Origin of the sequence: Mucilaginibacter sp. McL0603, from assembly GCF_049992945.1 — a bacterium.
Lineage (GTDB): Bacteria > Bacteroidota > Bacteroidia > Sphingobacteriales > Sphingobacteriaceae > Mucilaginibacter.
The window spans coordinates 5363679-5383374 of record NZ_CP188251.1 but is presented as its reverse complement, the minus strand read 5'-3'; the positions used below and the strand labels follow the sequence as shown (position 1 = coordinate 5383374).

Sequence of the window (19696 nt, the reverse complement as noted above, 5' to 3'; positions counted from 1 at the left end):
AAAGTGCTGCCTTTGGTTTTAGAATCAGTTATTTATTAAAAATTTAATAATATGGCCCACATTAATGTAGATGAAAATCTACCCGGCATAAGGTCTTTAATGGCTTTTTGCCCTGCAACAGCCGCACCAATGGGTGAATTGGCAAATTTACTATTACGTTCAAACGAAGGTTTAAGCATGGCCGACAGAGAGTTGATCGCCACCCATGTTTCCTATTTAAATGATTGCTTTTATTGTCAGCAATCGCATGGCGCTATAGCTGTTTGTTATCTTGGTGGAAATACGGACCTGGTAGAACAGGTAAAAAAGGATTATGCTCATGCAGAGATCTCAGATAAGTTAAAAGCTTTATTATCCATTGCAGCAAGCGTGCAAAAGGGCGGAAAATTTGTGACCACGCAGCAAATAGAGGCTGCTAAAGAACTTGGCGCAACCGATAGGGATATACATGACACGGTACTTATCGCTGCTGCTTTCTGCATGTTTAACCGCTATGTTGATGGGCTTGCATCCAATACGCCTAGTGACCTTTCTTCCTATCCTTTAAGGGCGCAGCAAATTGCTGAGAAAGGGTATGGCAATCACATTTTTTCAAATAGGCAACCTGTTCCTGAAAACAAAGAAATAAAATAATGGGAATGCTTCTTCAATAACAATTAAAATCTTTCAACCAAAATCAACATAATGAGAAATAGATTACTTTTTATTATAATATGGGTATTGATAACCATAATTCCTGTTTCACTTTTTGCGCAAAATAAAACACTTAGTGGTACGGTTACCGCTGGTGATAATATCCCGGTTCCGGGCGCAACCATAGTAGTGAAGAATTCGTCACAGGCAGTAGCTTCTGACATAAATGGAAAATTTACAATAAGCATCCCGGAAAATGCTGTTGTGATCGTCAGCGCTATAGGCTATAAAACACAAATAATTAGTGTTTCAGGATTAACCAACCTGCAGATAAAACTAGCGGAAGATGTTTCCAGGCTCGATGAAGTAATCGTGACTGGCTTATCTACATCTGTTAAAAGAAAGAACCTGGCAAATTCTGTTGCTGTAATTGGTTCCAAAGAACTAAGTGGAACCGCGCCTGCACAAACATTTGATGCTGCTCTTGAAGGCAAAATCCCGGGTGCCAATATCAATGCCAATACAGGCTCACCTGGTGGCGGTGTTTCTGTAAAATTAAGAGGAGTGACTTCTGTATACGGTAATACACAGCCCTTATATGTTGTAGATGGTGTTTTTGTAGATAACACCGCCACCTCAGGCGGGCTGAATGCAGTAACACAGGCCGGAACTACAGGGGCAACATCTAATCAGGACAATCCATCAAGCCGTATCGCGGATATCAGAGCTGAGGACATTGATAATATTGAAATACTAAAAGGGGCATCTGCTGCTGCTATATATGGCTCTAAGGCCGCAGGCGGTGTAATAATTATTACCACCAAAAGAGGTAAACAAGGGAGAACAAATGTTACGCTATCCCAGGACGTTGGATTTTTAAAACCAATAAAATTATTGGGTGTGAGACAATTCACCGCGCAAACTGCAGCTACCTTACCAGGTGACTCAGCAACGCTGACTAATCAATTTCTTGCGGCACAATCTAAAGGGCAGATATATGATTATGAAAAAGAAATATATGATCACACCCCACTTACAACGAATACTGTATTAAGTATGAGCGGCGGAGGTGAGAAAACAGGATTTTATTTTTCCGTAGCACGAAAGGATGAGGGGGGTATCGTTGATCGCACAGGATACAACAATACCAGTGTTCGGTTGAATTTGGATCACAAAATTTCAGATAATATTAAATTAGGTGTGAGTTCCAACTATATAAATTCATCCGCAGACAGGGGTTTATTTGGTAATGATAATGCAGGTGTTACTACTGGCATAGCGCTTTCGTCAACACCGGATTTTGCGCAATTGCACCCTGACGCAGACGGAAATTATCCTAATAACCCTTTTGCTGCTTCTAACCCTCTACAGACAATTGCCCTGATGCAAAATAATGAATCTGTAAACAGGTTTATAATGGGCGCTAATCTTGAGGTGGTATTACAAAAAAGCAACAGGAGCAATACAAAATTTATCGGAAGAGGGGGATTTGATTTTTATAACCTTCAAACCAGCGTTTTGTTCCCGAGTGTATTACAGTTCGAAGCTGTAAATAAAGGCGAATCCATACAAGGGTCTACCAAAAACCTGAACACCAACTATATTTTTTCACTGGTAAATACATTTACACCATCGGATAAATTGTCGCTGACATCATCAGCCGGTATTACCCAGGAAACCGGCGATTATAATAACCTATTGGATGTAGCTACACAGGTTATTTCGGGCCAGTCTAATGTAGACCAGGCCGGAGCTTTAACCGCAACACAATTACGTACCAAATACCTTAACGGAGGTATATTTATACAGGAAGAAGCAAATATCATTAATGCCATTACCTTAACAGGCGGTCTACGTTTTGACAGGTCGAGCAATAACGGTGATGTTTCAAAATATTATCTTTATCCTAAGGCGGGCATTTCGTGGAATCTTACTGACATGGGTATAGTGAAAGAAGGCCTTTTTGAAAGCATAAAACTGCGCGCGGCTTATGGGCAGGCGAATAATGTCCCTGCTTATGGAAGCAAATTTACTTCGTTAGGAGTATCAAACATTGCCGGATTCCCTGGATTATTGGTAAACACACAGGAAGGCCAGGCTGATATTAAACCTGAAAGACAGGGCGAGTTTGAAACTGGGGTTGACTTTAGTTTACTTAAGGGAAGACTGGGGTTTGAACTGACTTATTACCAGAAAAATATTTCCGATTTTCTTTTACTGACAACACCACCACCTTCATCCGGATTTGCGCAGCAATGGGTTAATGCAGGAAACCTGACTAACCATGGTGTCGAATTAGGTATGAATGCACGGCCTATTGAGTCAAAAGACGTGGTATGGAATACTACTGTAAGTTTCTGGCTTAACCGTTCCAACGTAACGAAACTTATAGTACCGCCTGTACAGCTGGGTTCGGTTGGTGGTGTATTACTTGGTACTTTCCAAATAGAGCAGGGAAGATCAGCAACACAAATTGTTGGGCTTAACGGACATGGAGTGGGTCCACTGGGTGATACAGAGCCAACATTCCAGATGAATACTTATAATGAGGTTACTTTCTTTAAAAAACTAAGTTTGCGCTTTTTGCTGCACTGGAAATATGGGGGACAGAATGTTAACGTAACAACTCTTCAAAATGTATTTGGAAGTACAAGTGCAGATTACGATAAACCTACTCCATCCGGGTTGCCTTATGGTGTCACTCAATTAATGCAGGTTGGTTCAGATGCACATCAAACAGTAGAAACATCTACTTATTTGCGTTTCCGCGAGATAGGCTTATACTATACATTTAACAGACCGCCCGTTTCCTATATAAAATCAATAAATGTTGGGGTGTCTCTCCATAATTATTTCACTATAACCAAATATAAAGGTTATGATCCTGAGGTATCCAATTTTGGAACAGGCTTCTCATCTGGTATTGATATAGATCCGTATCCTTCAAGCAAACAGGCAGCCTTCCATATTTCATTAAGTTTTTAATTTTAAAGAACAATCATTATGCAAAAATATATCAAAAAACATAGCATCCTGTTTCTCGCTATTATCTTGTTTTTTACAGCGTGTAAAAAGGATTATGGCAATTTAAACAATGCAACGGTCGAAGACTTATCAAGTAATGCTTCGCAGAGTGAATTAAATAACCTGGTGAGTGGTACAGAATCAGGCATGAGAAATTCTCTTAATTTTTACCTTGATGATGTGAGTATTATCGGAAGAGAGACCTATCGTTTTTCGGGCTCAGAGCCACGTTATGTTTTAGACTTGCTTGGGGCCAATGACGCTACGCTAAACGGAAGCAATTTCTATATTACCTTTCCGTGGGCAGCAAAGTACAGGGTAGTAAAAAACTGTAATATCCTTATTCAGGCTGCTACCAATTCTACACATATAAATGATGCGCAGAAGAAAGGGTATATTGGCCTTGCCCGAACTATTAAGGCCTACCAACTTTTACTCAACCTTAATCTTACTTATTCAAACGGTATAAGAGTTAATGTTGCAGATCCAAATCACCTGAGTCCTTTTGTGACTTATGATGCCGGCTTAGCAGCAATTACTTCTTTGCTGGATTCCGCAAAAAATGATTTTGCCGGGGCCTCTGTTTCATTTCCTTTAGCAGGATTTGTTGGCTTCAGTGATGCAGCAGGGTTAACGCAATTTAACCGGGCACTTGCTGCAAGAGTAAGCGTATATCAAAAAAACTGGCAGACAGCTCTGGATGATCTGAACGCATCCTTTTTTGGGTTGAACCGTAATTTTAATATCGGCATTTATCATGTTTTTGGAACAGGCTCCGGCGACCAGTTGAACCCGGTGTTTATTCCTCAAAATCAAACTGGTGAAGTGAGGGTAGCGCACCCGTCTTTCGCTGCACAGATAGCAGCAGGCGATGATAGGATCGATAAAACCAGCCTTCGTACATCACCGGCAGCGCTTAGCGGGTTAAGCAGCGACCGCGATATTTGGCTATACACCTCCAGCACTGCTCCGATAGGCATTATCAGGAACGAGGAATTGATCCTGATTTATGCTGAAGCTAATATTCAGCTTAATAATTTACCTGAAGGGATTAAAGCGATAAATGTGATTAGAAACGGTCATGGGTTGGGAAGTTATACAGGCGCGGTTACACAGCCTGCTTTAATTACCGAGATGCTTAATCAGAGAAGATATTCCCTGTTTTTTGAAGGCCATCGCTGGGTTGATTTACGGAGGTATAACCTGTTAAATACCTTACCTATTGATAGGACTGGAGACGATGTGTGGTCATTATTCCCTTTACCTGTAACAGAACAATAAATCATTCTTAAAATCAGCTTTATGATCAGCTATAAAAAAATTCTTTTACTTGGTTTTGTGACAGCCTGTTCCTTACAGGCTATCGGCCAAAAGATTGCCGCTAGTTTTACGCCTGATGCATCAGGAGCAAATTTTTCGGGCAAGGTATTTTTATATCTCTCCAAAGATTCTAAGAGTCCGAAGGACGAAATGGTGGGGGTATACAAATTTCCATGTTTTTCCATTACCGTAAAAAATGTGAAGCCCAATGAAAAAGTAGTGTTTGATGATGCCGCTACGTTTTATCCCACTGTTCTTTCTGATATAGAAAGGGGAGAATACCATGCTCAGGTGGTATGGGACAGAAACGAAGGAGGCCGTTCCATCGGTGATAGCCCAGGCAATATCTGCAATGAGTCAATAGTGGTAAAGCTGACAAAGAACACCAGTCAGTCTTTTGATATCGTATGTAAGCAAGTAATTAAAGAACGGCCTTTTGTTGAAACCCAATTCATAAAAGAACTGAAATCACCTTCAGAATTGCTGACTACCTTTTATAAAAGGCCCACTTCTGTCAATGCGGCGGTACTGTTGCCGAAGGAATATTTTACTCAACCTACAAGAAAATTCCCGGTTCTATACTGGATCTCGGGATACGGGGGAGATTACCATGCATATTCAGGAAGGAACGATAAAAGTGCACCCATAGATACCACACCTTGTATCCGGGTTTATCTTGATGGCAATTGTCCCGGCGGACATTCGGTGTATGCAAACAGCGATAATAACGGCCCCTGGGGAGATGCACTTACGAAAGAACTTATTCCCTTAGTAGAAAAAACATACCGCACAAATGCTGCCCGCTTACTCACGGGCCATAGCAGTGGTGGGTGGACCGTATTATGGTTACAAACGCACTACCCTAAAGTGTTTATGGCCTGCTGGTCAAGTTCCCCTGATCCTGTTGATTTCAGGAGCTTTCAGCAGATCGATCTGTATCAGGATAAAAATATGTTTTATGCGAAAGACAGCACGTTAAGATTGGCAGGCACCATTGCAGGTCGTTTCCCGTGGATAATGATGAAAAATATGTATGACATGGAGCATGTGATATGGCGCGGCGAGCAGATGCATTCTTTCAATTTCGTGTTCAGTACAAAAAATGGTGACGGCACACCCCGCAGCTTGATTAATGAGACGACAGGGGACATTGATCCGGTAACAGTTGAGCATTGGAAAAACTATGATATTTCACTTTATGTAAGAACCAACTGGGAGCAGTTAAAACCCGATCTGCAAGGGAAAATAAGGGTGTCCGTCGGTGAACAGGATAACTTTTTATTGAATTACCCGGTGCATTTACTGGATAATGAGATGAAGAAGATAGATGCCGGATTTGTTTTCGGATATTATCCCGGCGATCATTTTACGGTATCCACGCCGGAATATAGAACGAGTGGATACCAGTTTTTGCAGCAGAAATATAATGAGTCGGGAATTAAAAATTAAAAACTATAACTTACATTATTATGCCACATATCGAACTTGAATCCCACTTACCCGGTATAACGGGACTGCTTGAATACAGAAAGGATACAGGCGAACCCATACGTGTTCTTACTCAAATTTTATTACGCGGACCGTCAACACTTACAGAAGCGGAGCGGGAACTGATAGCCAGTGTTGTATCGCATGGCAATCAGTGTAAATTTTGCACTGCCGCCCATACTGCTGCTGTTGATATGCTGTTAGGTGAGCATGCGACCTCCGAAATGGTGAAAGCTGATATTTCCACAGCACCGGTAAGCGAAAAAATGAAGGCATTGCTGACAATTGCGGCCCTCACAGGTAAAAGCGGAAAGCTGGTAACACCAGAAAATATAGCAAAAGCCAAAGCGGAAGGTGCCACTGACATCGAGATACACGACACCGTTTTAATAGCTGCTTTATTCAGCCTCTATAATCGTTATGTTGATGGTATGGCAACAGCTATGCCTGATAATGATAGCTATTTCACGATGCTTGCGGAGCGCCTGGTAAACCATGGTTATTCACGTTTGCCGCAGGGCTATGATCATTTGAAAAAATAGAAAATCTTAATTATGAAAGATACATTAATAATGAATGCCGAAATCAAACAAACAAGATCAGCTAACCTGGTGCTCTTGTTCATTATCTGTTTTGCGGGTAATATGTTCGGTGGGGTAATATCGACATTGATGTCGGTTTATCTGCCGGTAGTCGTAAAAGAATTGCAGGGAAATCAAAGCGAGAGTCAACTTAACGATATCAGTGCTTATATCAACTCCGTATTTATTTTTGGATGGGCAGCAGGCGGTTTCCTTTGGGGTGTTATTGGCGACAGGATAGGCAGAAAAACATCGGTTTTACTAACCATTGTCTGTTTTTCTGTATTTACTATTTGCACTGGCGTTATGCACAGCTGGTGGGGAATAGTTTTGTGCCGTGTCATGAGCGGTTTTGGTATGGGTGGTTTGCTGGTGCTATCATTTACTTTAATAAGCGAAGTTTGGCCCGAAAAAAGCAGGGCTGTTTTTACCGGCTTTCTTTCAATTTCCATCCCGATAGGCATTTTTTCTGCCGGTTTGATCAATTATCTTGTAACATCATGGCGGCAGGGCTTTATGGTGGGAATTATTCCACTGGTGATTGCCATCGCTGGTTTTTGGCTGATTAATGAATCAGAATTATGGCTTAATGAGCACGATGATCTGCAGAAACCAGCCAACCATTTATTTCATCCCAAAAACATCAGGGCAATTGTTACCGGCTCTGTCATTTTCGGTACTATGCTTATTGGTCTATGGGCTATATTTTCGTGGATGCCTACCTGGATACAAAGTCTGCTGACAACTGACGCGCATAAAGAACGGGGATTAAGCATGATGTTTTTGGGTATGGGTGGCTTAACGGGTGGCTTTTTCTCCGGATGGTTGGTAAACTTAGTTGGATTGAGAAGATCCCTCATCATGAGTTTTGCGGTTTGTTCTATATTGTCTTTTCTCCTGTTCAAAACCAATAGCTCTTTTGCTTCAATTATTTATGTGGAGATCGCCATTTTAGCATTGTTTTTTGGGGCAAGCCAGGGGATCCTTTCATTATATATCCCGCTTTTGTTTCCAACAGCTATCCGCGCTTCGGCGACCGGATTTTGCTTTAATATCGGGCGCCTGTTTACCGGTGCAGCTGTATTGATGGTTGGCGTGGTTGTGACGACCTTGGGCGGATATGGCAATTCGCTATTTATTTTTTCTATTGTTTTTATCATCGGTTTGCTGGCGGTATTACTGATCAAAAACATTCAACCAGATACTCATAACCAAAATAATTAGGAGACTACGTTATGGCACATATAGAATTACACAACGATTTACCGGGAATAAGAGGCCTGATGGCTTATCGCCCCGAAACTGAAGCGCCGTTGAATGCTTTGGCGGAAGTGTTATTAAGAGATGATAATAATAGCCTAAGTCGTGGCGAGCGTGAGCTTATTGGAGCTTACGTATCGTACTTAAACGATTGTTTCTTTTGCCAGAATATACATGGCGCAATGGCGGGACATTATCTTGGATGTAATATTGATCAGATTGACAAAATCAAACAAGATTTTAAAACCACGGATCTGAGCGATAAAATGAAGGCCTTGCTAAGTATCGCTGGTAGCGTACAAAAGGGGGGTAAAAATGTAACGGAGCAACAAATACAGGAAGCAAGAAATACAGGTACAACGGATATTGAAATACATGATACCGTTTTGATAGCGGCAGCGTTTTGTATGTTCAACCGTTACGTAGATGGCCTGGCGACGTGGGCACCAACGGATCGCCAGTTTTATATTAACAGGGCTCCTCAGCGTGCACTGGATGGCTATCAATCGAGTGTTTTTAAGTAAATGAAATATTAAAATATAGCAATTATGGCACATATTAAATTATTAAATGAAGAATTACCCGGCATCGTCGGTCTATTAAATTATCGGCCCGAAACAGCAAGGCCATTGCTTGATCTTGCCGAGACTCTGCTCAGAGGCTCTTCTTCACTTACAAGCGGAGAAAGGGAGATCATTGCAGCATCAGTATCTTACCGTAATGATTGTCACTTTTGCCACACTTCGCATGCGGCAGCGGCGGCAGCACATCTGGGCTGTGGACTTGGTTTAATAGACGAGATTAAGGCTGGTCTTCCAAATACGTCAGTTTCTTCTAAGTTGAGGGCACTATTAGACATTGCACATCAAGTACAAAAGGGAGGGAAGCATGTTACTGAAGAGCATATATCAGCAGCCCGTGAACAAGGGGCCACAGATCAGGAAATACACGATACGGTATTAATAGCTGCAGCATTTTGTATGTTTAACCGCTACGTAGATGGACTTGGTACCTGGGCGCCAGGACCTAATGAGGCATACGCCGAAATGGGCGAAAGGATGGCTCATGTAGGTTACGGGAAGTTCTAACTTAAGATACAAGAGCATCTTGACACACCAAAACTGCTTGAATCATTGATCAGGCAGTTTGGGCTTTTTATACCTTACCTTTGGGTGGTTTTTTCTCACTTATGCCATCAATGTACTTTCCGATAATCATTATTAATGATCCGTCGAGGAAATCCTCAGTACGCTGCATCCATTCATTCCCACTTTTATAAAGCATGGCTTGTTTGCCGTCCTTAAATTGAACCAGCCAAACCTTAAATTTCTTAAAAGTAGTGGACACGATTTGTATAGCCTGGACGGTTCCGTCCTTTAATTTTATTTTATGGTACATGATAGGATACTGATAGATTTTGGAGAATACTATATGAAAAACAATAATTTACTTAATAGAGGATGCTACTAAGGCTTTTCTAAAGCTAATATTTCCTTTTCCTTAGTTTCGAGCAGCTTGCCTAAACGCTGAATATTCTTTTTGGTGAAAAATTTCATTTTGACCATTTCCCCAACCCACCTTTTATTGGGCAGGCGCTTAATGATCATGGAGTTACCTGTATTGTTAAGTGTTTTGACCAGGAAACTATAAGGAGCCATCGCTAAAGGTGTTACCACCAGTGCTAAAGGGGAATTATAAATGTGGAGAATTACTGTGAAACTTATCATGGCGACTATGGTAAAGCAAAAAATAAGTACTTGTTTTAGTCATAGCAACATGATTGTGTTATTCCAATAGGTTTTAAACGTTGGCTGATTCAAATAATTGTGCCAAATAAATCAAAATACGCCCCTAAATGGCGCCGGTATGCAGCACCGGGTTTCATTTGTTGTGTTTATATTTGAGTATGGATGAGCTGATACAATATTTAAAATCTCATAGCTGGTTAACTTATGATGATGTAGAATACCGGCATTCTATAAAAGGGAACCGGTATCTTTTGGTCACCCTTGACCGAAACAAACTTTTAGCTGAAATAAAACACTTTCATAATAACCGGGAAGAAATTAATGATTTTGACCTGGGATATGTTAAACCACACATAATCCTGGATATACTTAAGACTTATCCGGATTATATTTGAGTAACTCAGTAAACTGTCATAACAAAAAGGGCCGCCTTCATAATTGCTTATGAGGCGGCCCTCTTCTATTTTAGTTACTGAAAACGAATAATCAGGATTGTCTAATTGGTTACAGTAAAGTTATCTGTGCTCACTACTGATTGTCCGGCTGTATTGACTGTAATTTTCATAGCGCCATTACCTGTGTTTGACGGAACTGCTACCGTAATGGTGGTACTGGTAACGCTTAATATGCTGGCATTAATTGTTCCGAAGGCGACACTTGTACCATAAGGAGAATTAAATCCGGTTCCTGTAATTGTCACAACGCTTCCCGCAACGCCTGACGTTGGAGAAAACGAGGTAATAGCAGGGGTTGCAACAGTGAATGTCCCTGGGGCCGTTATTGTTTGCCCGTTAATCACTGCGGAAATTTTTACTGCCCCGGCGCTTGTTCCGTATGGAACATTTACTGTAAGTGTATTTGCTGATGATGCATAAACTTGTGTACTGGATGTACCAAAATATACTGTATAATATTGGCCCGCTATAAATGACCCAGTAATAGTAACCTGTCCGCCTACTGCTCCGGATGAGGGTGTAAAACTAGTTATTGTTGGAGCAGTCACAGTAAATTTTTGTGAAGCTGATACACTGTTGGGGCCAGCTGCTAAAGTAAATGTATAACTACCCGCAGACAAATCTGTTGGCACAGTAAATGAAAACTGGTCACTACTATAAGGACTGGCGCTAACAGTTTCATTTCCTAATGTTGCCGTGATGGTTCCATAGTATGTAGGGAAATTTGTACCTGTAACCGTAACTATGCTTCCCGCTAAACCGGATGTTGGAGATATAGAGGTAATAGTTGGAGCAGTTACGTTGAAAGTCCCCGGCAAAACATTGGTTTTGCCGCTTACTACAACGGAGATCTGGAAACTATTGGTAGCAATATTAGAAGGCACGGTTGCCTGCATTGAAGATGAATAGTTGGAACTTATGCTTTGAGAAACACTTCCAAATAACAAACTGAGATCTGAATATGAATTATAGTAAGAGGGAAGATTATCACCGGTAAAGGTTATTAATGTGCCTATCGGACCGGATTTTGGTGAATAGTCTTTAACATTAGCCTGGATAGTAAAGCTATAGGGTATAGTACTACTTTGTCCTCCCACCGATACCTGAATGGGAACCTGGCTATCGTGGGCAGCAGGAATACCCGATGGTACCGTAACTACAATTTGTGTTGGCGACACAGACAGGACAGTTGCCTGAATGTTGCTAAAACTTACTCTAACATCAGTAACAGCAGCCGTAAAAAACTGTCCGTTTATAGTAATCTGGTCACCAGATCTTCCGCTTTGCGGAGAGACGGTGCTCGCGGTAGGCGTTGGCAGTGTTACAGAGGTTAATGTACCAAATGCCGTTCCTTTTTCATTTGTTATATATGCTCTTGCATATATGATAGGTTGGTAACTATTAGTTGCGGTAATGCCATCAACTTCTTTACTATATTGTCCTACCTGGGGGTTTGACCCCAACGACACTTTTGTACCTACAGTTTCATTAATGCCGGATGTTGTTGTGCTATAAACAAATCCATAATCTAAAACTTTAAAGCTGCCTGTACTTACAATATTCCCTTTAAATAAAACTTTGGTTGGAGAAAGTGCAGTTACTGAAGTAGTTTGTATTTCGGGATCTCGGGTTTTATCCTTTTTACAACTTTGCAGTTGAATTGATGCCAGCAGTAATATGATTATGCTAAGGCAAAGTGAATGTTTTTTCATTGGGGTTAGGTTTTAAAATTAAAATGAATATCCCAATCTAATTCCGTTTATTAAGCTTGGGCCAAATGTTGCCGAAGAGTTTTTTGTAGAACTATTTGAAGGAGTATTGTTTGTTGACGGAGTTGTAGTTACAGTTACATCTTTCCAATTAGTTTTACTGATGCTGTAATTAAACTCATACCCAAAAAAGAAGTGCTGGGCGATATAAAAATCAAAGCCTGTGAATAAGTTTAAACCATACCGGGTGTAACCATTCTGTTGTGTCCCTGTTATAGTAGTATTGTTATTATAATAACTGTAATACCAGGCATTAGTGACGGTAGTGGTTGATTGATTGTTACTAATATTCTCGCTCGACGATTTATCTGTTATTGATAGATCCGCCCCAATATAGGGTGACAATCTTTTTGTGCCCTTCAAGTGTTTTTCGATACCGAGGTTAAATCCCACCGTAGAGGATTTTTTCTCGTCATTACTGAAATAGGTATTGGTACCGTAGGGATTATTTACATTATTAACAGAATCTATTCTACTAATATTAAACCCCAGCCTTAGCGCAACAGTAGGAGAAGTAAAATACCTTAATTTGATCTGATTTAGCGAATTATTGAGATTTAATTGCCCATTAAACGGATTAACATTTAGTTCGGTTGTGAAACTTTTAGCTTCGGGCATTAAGCCTTTTGCAGAGTCAACTTTTGTGGTTTGGGCAAAACTTCCAAGTGTAGCAAGTACACCTGCCATGATAAGTATAGGTTTTTTCATTATAAAAAATTGTAATAAGTTAGACCGCAAATATATAACAAGATCACCTAATTTTGTAGGTGACTTTATAAAATAGTGCATTCTCCAATTTAAATGTTGAATGCAAGTGCCATGGACCGAGTGGCCGGGGCATTAACGGTGTAAGAATGATAAATTTCGGGTATGGTCAAAATAGTTTCCTTAAATATGAAATGGTACTTTAGTGTTTGTAAAGTCAGCTTGTCTATTTCCTATCATTAGGTTAAAACGCATATCATGAAAAAGTTTACGCTAATCGGCCTGCTTTGCACGGCCTTCCTGTTGGGCTATGGTTTCAGCCGTATAACTAACCCCGTTAATAGCGGTCCGCGCGTGACGGGCCTCGGCGGTATTTTTTTTAAGGCCAAAGACCCAGCGGCGCTGAAAGCCTGGTACAGCAAGAACCTGGGCATCCGCATGGGAGACTACGGTTCAAATTTTGAATGGCACCAGGGCATGGACAGCACAAAAAAGGGTTTTACCGTATGGGCGCCGTTTAAGGAAACCACCAAATACTTTCAGCCCTCTGAAAAGCAATTCATGATCAATTACCGCGTGGAAGGGTTGGACCAGCTTTTAGCCCAAATGAAAGCGGCGGGTATCCTGCCGACCGACAGCGTGCAAAAGACGAGCTATGGTAATTTTGTACACTTGATGGACCCGGAGGGTAATAAGATCGAATTATGGGAGCCCAATGATGTGGAATATGCCAAAATGGGCACCATCACCACCAAATAAACAGCAGCTATGTGTATTTTAGCCAACGCCCCTCATTTTCATGAGAGGCGTTTTGGGTAAATGATGGGGCTCGAACCCAAATCTTAGGTTCAGGTGATATTAGTTTTTATGTAACTCCAGTTCGCCGACAAGATTATTGGCATGCCCTAAAACATCTATACACCATAGTACATATCTGATATCCACACAAATTGTACGCTTATACTTTTTGTCGAAAGCGATATCTCCGCTCATTGCCTCCCAGTTTCCGTCAAAAGCCAGGCCTATCAACTCGCCATTGCCATTAATAACCGGTGAACCTGAATTGCCACCGGTAATATCATCATTGGTAATAAAGTCAACCGGAATTGTACCATTTTCTGCGTATTGTCCAAAATCCTTTTTCTTATAGGCATTAATCAATGAAGCCGGTAAATCAAACTCACTATCACCGGCTTTATATTTTGCCATTACGCCATCCAAAGTAGTTTGCAAGGGATATTGCTTATTATCTGTTGAGGAATAGTCCTGTACATTTCCATAGCTGATACGCATAGTAGAGTTAGCATCAGGATACATTAACTTATCCTGGTTTTTCTCCAAAAGGGCCTGCTCATATAGTTTATCCAGGTCTGCCTTCCTGGCCTCAAAATCACTAATCTTGCTTCCAAAAACAAGTTTAGTGTATATCCGTGGATTAAGATTAATCGCATAAACTACAGCCGGGTCATTACTCAGTGCGTCCATGGATGGGTTTTGCATAAAAGCACTTAATTTATCGGGCGCTATCAAATTGCTATTGGCCCACAGATAGTCGGCAAATTGTTTAAATGCTTCCGGGGCATTTCCGGGCGAATACTTACCTATAATGTCTTCAATAAATCCCGGATGCTGATCTTTAGGCACGTCTGTGTAATAAGCTGACATGATCTGTACGAAGATCTTTTTATCTGCAATTTCATTGTACTCTTTTTTGTAGTCATCATTTAATTTTTTCAGCTGTTTAGTAATGTCGGCTACAGCTTCGGCATTGTCTTTCTGGGCGTCCATTGCCCTTAAGCCGTAATAGGTGTTCAGCGCATTAATTACAAATCCCGGAGCTAGCAGACCTTCATTAATATAAGTGCGGTGTATAGCATAAGGTTCATACTTCGAATATAATTTCTTATAATCTTTCATTAAATCTGCATATGCGGGCTTGTCGGCGGCCCATTTTGCAAACTCAGCCTCTTCCTGCTGTTTTTTCTCATAGATGTTCAAACTTTTTAGCTGTTCAGTTTGTCCGATAAAGTATTTCCAGTAGTTAGCGATCTGGGCATATTTTGAGGAGAGACTTAGTCTTATGTCTACGCTTTTGCCCATTTCTTCTTTCCATGCTTTCAACCTGATGTCTCTTAGTTTTACAATCACCGGGTTAGTTTCTTCGGTTGCCAGTCTAACACCGTTTGAAGTCAAAAATCTGTCGGTACGGCCGGGGTAGCCGTAAACCATGGCAAAGTCTCCATTTTTGACTCCCTTTAAGGAGATAGGGAGGAATTTTTTAGGTGTATACGGAACATTGTCTGCAGAGTAGTCTGCAGGCTGACCATCTTTACCTGCATATATTCTGAAGATAGAAAAATCACCAGTATGGCGTGGCCACTCCCAATTATCGGTTTCACCGCCAAATTTTCCGATGGATTGTGGCGGCGCGCCCACCAGTCTTATATCGGTATATTTTTGATATATGTACAGAAAATACTGGTTACCGCCAAAAAACACACTTACTGCGCCGTCATATTTGGTACCCCTGGTAGCATTGGCTACAATTTCTTTACTGATACGCTGCAATTTCGTTCCGCGATCTGCATCGCTGGTGCCATCCAATGCAGAGGTTACCTGCGATGTTACGTCTTCTATCCTCACCAAAAATTCAACATATAAACCAGGTACCGGCTTTTCCTCATTGTAACTTTTTGCATAGAAACCATTATCAAGTATATCATTTTGCGACGTTGAATTGGCTGATATGGCCTCATAACCACAATGATGATTGGTAAAAACCAATCCCTTGTCTGATACTACTTCACCTGTGCAAAAGCCGCCGCCCAGGGAAACAATAGCATCCTTAATACTGGCTTTATTAATACTATACAGGTCTTCGGCTGTTAGTTTAAAGCCTTGTTTCTTCATCTGATCGTAGTTTTTGCCAATCAGCATGGGTATCCACATACCTTCATCGGCCTTTGCAAGGTCCGTAAAAAAGAAGGTAAGCATAAGCAATAAGATAAGGGTTTTGGTCTTGTTCATTGTGGTAGGAAATTAATTGTGATAGGTTAATTGTTTGCGCAAATTAATTATTTAAAAAGACATTTAATGCTTCTTTTCGCCGGCAAATAGCTTTTCGCCTGCTGGTATGGCTATCTGCAAATGGTTTTCGTCCGGTGGTTTTGGGCAGGAGTATTTGCCGCTGAAGGCACAGTATGGGTTATAGGCTTTATTAAAGTCGATCACTACACTGTTGCCATTAAAATCTTTCACGCTCATATCAATGTATCGTCCGCCGCCGTAAGTGTCCGTCCCATTGGTATCATCAGTAAAAGGAAGAAACAGGTAGTCCTTGTAATCGGGCAACTGTGCCAGGGCAATGTTCCGGTATACGGTCAGTTGCATAGGTTTACCCTTCAGCACAAATTTGAGCAGGGCATACCGTACATATTGCTGCCCTGTGCCGCTAAACACTGGCATTACAAAAGTAGCCTCGTTAGGTAAAAGCTGTTGTGTGGCCACTACCCGGTAGGTGCTGTCGGCATCATAAAAACGGAGAAAAGCCAGGTCGTCCTTTTTCAACGGCGAACTTGCATCAGTCAGGAAATCGTTCTTGTATTTATTGCGGAACTCCTCAATTTGGGCTTTGTAATCTTGTCCGAAGCATTTAAGGCCTGCCAGCAGAAGCAGCACGAGGCAATATTTCATTTTCATGTGATGGAAAGGTTTAGCATTATTTTTTAATGCAATATATTCAATATTGTAATTCGGTACAATATTTTTGTTTAGTTCGAACCACGATCCCCCGATTAAAAAGCCCGGATATGCATCGGGCCAGGCTTCATCTTTCTAACATGCTTTCGTTATCTCGCCCAAGCAACGCGCATGGACGGGAGGGTTGATTTCTGAAGGCTTTTTTGTTGAGGGTAGACGCTCAATTTTGTTTACGGTCAAGCAGAAGATGCTTGACCGTGCAGGGTATCTCCCTGTTTTAATTCACACCGGCTTTTGGGCTACCCGGAGCTATTACGGGCGGCGGGAATTTAACACTTGTGCTCATAAATGGCGACTTAACATCCGATACTGATAATTCGCCCACGTAGCCGTCCTTCTTCATCTTTTCGCTAACAACCGGGCGATACTTCTTTTCAGCCACGCAAAATAATATGGCTATGCTATGCTTGCCCGCATTATCTTTAATGGCGAACTTATAGGACTGCAAAGCATTCACTGCCGCCTCATCAAAACCATTGCCTGCGCCTTGTGCCACATTTACATCGCTTATCATTCCGTCATTACCCAGGTTAAAGTTCAAAACAACAACACCGCCGGTAAGTGTTTTTTGAGCTTGCTGCGGATATTCAATGTTGTTAATTATATGATTGTAAAAATGATTGGAGTACGGTGCATCTAAATAAGATGCCACATCAAAAATATAGGCCAAACGTTTGTTTTTGACATTTTTTGGATACATCATTTGTACAATAGCAGAAGCTGATGACGGGAAGGTATAACCGTACTTATCTTTGAGCAATTTTAAATCAGCCGGAGTTGATTTGCTTTTATAGTACCAGTTTGCCTCGCCGTTTTTTTCATAAATTACAACTTTGGCATTGGACATGTTATTATCATCACCCGGGAAACCAATGCCACTCTCGTCATACTCATATCCTTTACTGGTTAGGTTGACAGGGTAATTATAATTAGTTATGATTAATTCCCCTGCAAATTCGGGGTCCTTGCCAAGCGAATCGGTTTTAAATATGGAATAATCATCAGTGAAAAAATACACCCCGATTTTATAATTTTTACCTGCATCATCGTTAATGATTCCTTTATAGGCTTTAAATCCATTTAGCGCCATAGCATCCAGTTTAGGGCCCCCGCTCTTAACTACTTTGGCGCCGGTTATGTGGCGATCTTTATCAAGGGCAAAGCCCACTTCTACCAGCCCGCCCTTTTCGCCTTTGGCAGAGGTATAATGTATATTGTGATGTAAAAAATGATCTAATAGGTAATAACCATCAACATTTACAACAGGCAAAAATAATTTTCCATCTTTGGTTGTAAACAACGTGCTATCCTCAACTACCTCTACTTTAATATTGTGGTTTTTAAGTAGTAGCGATCTGTCGGCTTTAGTAATCGTACCGGCTTTATAAACAACCTTTTTATTTTTTTGATCAACAGAAAATTGATCAGTCGTGATGGTTACCCCATTTTGCGTGACTTTTAAATGTTTCCGTTTTACTGCATGATTTATATTAACCATAGCATATCTGCCTGCTGGTTTTATATTAGCAGGAATAAGGTCAACCCAACCATAAGTTTTACTGAATGCAAGGGTTGATGCGCAAAGTAATGCCACGCAGATTGGAATAGCTACCAGATACTTCAGCCTTGCCAAATTACCCGAACGTTTTTGATTTAGCATAATGATTCTCTTTTTTAACAGGTTATAATTGAAAAATGAATGCGTAATAGATGAACCGCCAGTTCCATAAGTGTTACTTACTAAAAAAGAAGAGTAGGTGAGGGCGTCGGTTTCATAAGCCGCAGTTTGTTCGTCGGCAATATATTCATGTACGGCTTTTAAACTGTTTTGCAGCAGGTACACAAACGGGTTAAACCAGTTCATGATCTTTAACAATTCCAGGAATATAATATCGGCCGAGTGTTTTTGCCGGATGTGCACCAGCTCATGCCTGATTATTGTATTGGCCCCGGTTGCGTTTGTACCAATAAAGAGATAGTTAAAAAACGAAAATGCAGCATCCGTGCCAGTTAAATAGATCACCCGGTGTTTGCCTTCTTTCACGCTTTGCACATTACGCGTCAGCTTGAATAAGGTATACAGTTTTATAAAAAGCATAAACAAAAAAACAGCTGCACCAATTAGATACACGTACCATAAACCGTCCTGTAAGGTAAAATGATGTTCAATTACAGGCGCAGTTGTACTTGTTATCGTTTGGGGTTCCTGTGTAATAATTTTTACTGCTTGTACAGGCCTGGCGTAATTGATTGTATTTACATGTTCTGCGGGCTTAACGGGCCTTAAGACGCCTATCTGCAAAACGGGCAGTATAAATGAAACTATGCAACTAAATATGAGGTAGGCGCGGTTTAGCTGGTAATGGGTATCACGGTTTAAAAATAAACAGTAGGCTAAATAAAATACGCCAAGATAAATATTAGCTTCTGCAAGGTAATACAGCCAGTTCATTTCTTTTTACTTTTAAGGTCTTCTATCAGTTTGGTTAATTCATCCAGCTGTTGTATATCCAGCTTCTTTTCATTGGCGATAAAGGATACAAGGCTTTCGTAGGAGTTGCTGAAGTAGTTGCTCATCATCTTATCGAAGGTGAACTTCTTGTACAGCGCCTCACTGATCAACGGAAAATACACATGCGAATTACCATAGGCTTTATGGTCAATAAAACCTTTACCCTCTAAAACCCGCACTACGGTTGATACCGTGTTATAAGCTGGTTTGGGTTCGGGCATCCGCTCGATGATCTCTTTCACTATGGCCTCTTTTAACTGCCATAATATTTGCATTACCTGTTCTTCTGCTTTGGTGAGTTCTTTAATATTCATAGCAAACTATTTTTATAGTTTGATAAAGGTAGAACTATTTTTATAGTTAGAAAACTATTTTTATAGTTTTTGTAAAAAAGTTTGAAACTGTGCAGCCAGGGCTTAGCAGCCCGTCAAGCGGAACGCTT

At 40.9% G+C, this 19696-nt stretch carries 18 protein-coding genes; 10 read left to right on the top strand and 8 right to left on the bottom strand.

From position 1 onward, the window contains the following. Positions 1-51: 51 nt before the first annotated feature. From ACPPVU_RS24645 to ACPPVU_RS24610, 8 genes are read left to right on the top strand one after another with little or no spacing between them, the layout of a single operon-like run. The gene (locus tag ACPPVU_RS24645; protein ID WP_426669393.1) at positions 52-633 is read left to right on the top strand and encodes a carboxymuconolactone decarboxylase family protein; all 582 of its coding nucleotides are present in this window, start codon (positions 52-54) and stop codon (positions 631-633) included. Between the two features lie 51 nt (positions 634-684). Next, positions 685-3618, top strand: a complete 2934-nt coding sequence (locus tag ACPPVU_RS24640) for a SusC/RagA family TonB-linked outer membrane protein (RefSeq protein ID WP_426669392.1) — start codon at positions 685-687, stop codon at positions 3616-3618. Between the two features lie 18 nt (positions 3619-3636). Beyond that, on the top strand, positions 3637-4938 hold the full coding sequence (locus tag ACPPVU_RS24635; RefSeq protein ID WP_426669391.1) for a RagB/SusD family nutrient uptake outer membrane protein: 1302 nt from the start codon (positions 3637-3639) through the stop codon (positions 4936-4938). Positions 4939-4959: 21 nt separating this feature from the next. Further along, positions 4960-6426 (top strand): alpha/beta hydrolase-fold protein, encoded by a 1467-nt coding sequence (locus tag ACPPVU_RS24630; RefSeq protein WP_426669390.1) that lies wholly within the window; start codon positions 4960-4962, stop codon positions 6424-6426. Between the two features lie 20 nt (positions 6427-6446). Next, entirely contained in the window at positions 6447-7007 is a 561-nt protein-coding gene (locus tag ACPPVU_RS24625) for a carboxymuconolactone decarboxylase family protein (RefSeq protein WP_426669389.1), read from the top strand. Positions 7008-7019: 12 nt separating this feature from the next. Next, positions 7020-8270 (top strand): MFS transporter, encoded by a 1251-nt coding sequence (locus ACPPVU_RS24620; protein ID WP_426669388.1) that lies wholly within the window; start codon positions 7020-7022, stop codon positions 8268-8270. An 11-nt stretch (positions 8271-8281) separates the two neighbouring features. Further along, entirely contained in the window at positions 8282-8830 is a 549-nt protein-coding gene (locus tag ACPPVU_RS24615; RefSeq protein WP_426669387.1) for a carboxymuconolactone decarboxylase family protein, read from the top strand. Between the two features lie 24 nt (positions 8831-8854). Further along, positions 8855-9394, top strand: a complete 540-nt coding sequence (locus ACPPVU_RS24610; RefSeq protein WP_426669386.1) for a carboxymuconolactone decarboxylase family protein — start codon at positions 8855-8857, stop codon at positions 9392-9394. Positions 9395-9461: 67 nt separating this feature from the next. Here the strand turns inward: ACPPVU_RS24610 and ACPPVU_RS24605 are convergent, their stop codons facing one another. Both ACPPVU_RS24605 and ACPPVU_RS24600 read right to left on the bottom strand, forming a co-directional pair. Continuing rightward, positions 9462-9704 carry a hypothetical protein gene (locus ACPPVU_RS24605; RefSeq protein ID WP_426669385.1) on the bottom strand — a complete coding sequence of 81 codons (243 nt, stop codon included), beginning with the start codon at positions 9702-9704 and terminating at the stop codon, positions 9462-9464. A gap of 68 nt (positions 9705-9772) precedes the next feature. Further along, a complete protein-coding gene (locus ACPPVU_RS24600; RefSeq protein WP_426669384.1) occupies positions 9773-10033 on the bottom strand; it encodes a hypothetical protein in 261 nt (86 codons plus the stop codon). A 179-nt stretch (positions 10034-10212) separates the two neighbouring features. Between ACPPVU_RS24600 and ACPPVU_RS24595 the strand changes: the two genes are divergently transcribed. Further along, on the top strand, positions 10213-10449 hold the full coding sequence (locus ACPPVU_RS24595; RefSeq protein ID WP_426669383.1) for a hypothetical protein: 237 nt from the start codon (positions 10213-10215) through the stop codon (positions 10447-10449). 101 nt (positions 10450-10550) lie between these two features. Here ACPPVU_RS24595 and ACPPVU_RS24590 read toward each other — a convergent pair whose 3' ends face one another. Together ACPPVU_RS24590 and ACPPVU_RS24585 are read right to left on the bottom strand one after the other, a co-directional pair. After that, on the bottom strand, positions 10551-12221 hold the full coding sequence (locus ACPPVU_RS24590; RefSeq protein WP_426669382.1) for an IPT/TIG domain-containing protein: 1671 nt from the start codon (positions 12219-12221) through the stop codon (positions 10551-10553). Between the two features lie 18 nt (positions 12222-12239). Continuing rightward, the gene (locus tag ACPPVU_RS24585; protein ID WP_426669381.1) at positions 12240-12986 is read right to left on the bottom strand and encodes a hypothetical protein; all 747 of its coding nucleotides are present in this window, start codon (positions 12984-12986) and stop codon (positions 12240-12242) included. A gap of 255 nt (positions 12987-13241) precedes the next feature. Between ACPPVU_RS24585 and ACPPVU_RS24580 the strand changes: the two genes are divergently transcribed. Beyond that, positions 13242-13742 (top strand): VOC family protein, encoded by a 501-nt coding sequence (locus tag ACPPVU_RS24580; protein WP_426669380.1) that lies wholly within the window; start codon positions 13242-13244, stop codon positions 13740-13742. Positions 13743-13841: 99 nt separating this feature from the next. Here ACPPVU_RS24580 and ACPPVU_RS24575 read toward each other — a convergent pair whose 3' ends face one another. The 4 genes from ACPPVU_RS24575 to ACPPVU_RS24560 form a co-directional block, all read right to left on the bottom strand. Next, on the bottom strand, positions 13842-16010 hold the full coding sequence (locus tag ACPPVU_RS24575) for a S46 family peptidase (RefSeq protein WP_426669379.1): 2169 nt from the start codon (positions 16008-16010) through the stop codon (positions 13842-13844). Positions 16011-16073: 63 nt separating this feature from the next. Then, the gene (locus ACPPVU_RS24570) at positions 16074-16682 is read right to left on the bottom strand and encodes a DUF1684 domain-containing protein (protein WP_426669378.1); all 609 of its coding nucleotides are present in this window, start codon (positions 16680-16682) and stop codon (positions 16074-16076) included. Positions 16683-16959: 277 nt separating this feature from the next. Further along, positions 16960-19194, bottom strand: a complete 2235-nt coding sequence (locus ACPPVU_RS24565) for a TonB family protein (protein WP_426669377.1) — start codon at positions 19192-19194, stop codon at positions 16960-16962. Beyond that, entirely contained in the window at positions 19191-19529 is a 339-nt protein-coding gene (locus ACPPVU_RS24560; protein WP_426672230.1) for a BlaI/MecI/CopY family transcriptional regulator, read from the bottom strand. Before ACPPVU_RS24560 ends, ACPPVU_RS24565 begins: the two co-directional genes overlap by 4 nt. Positions 19530-19696 lie beyond the last annotated feature (167 nt).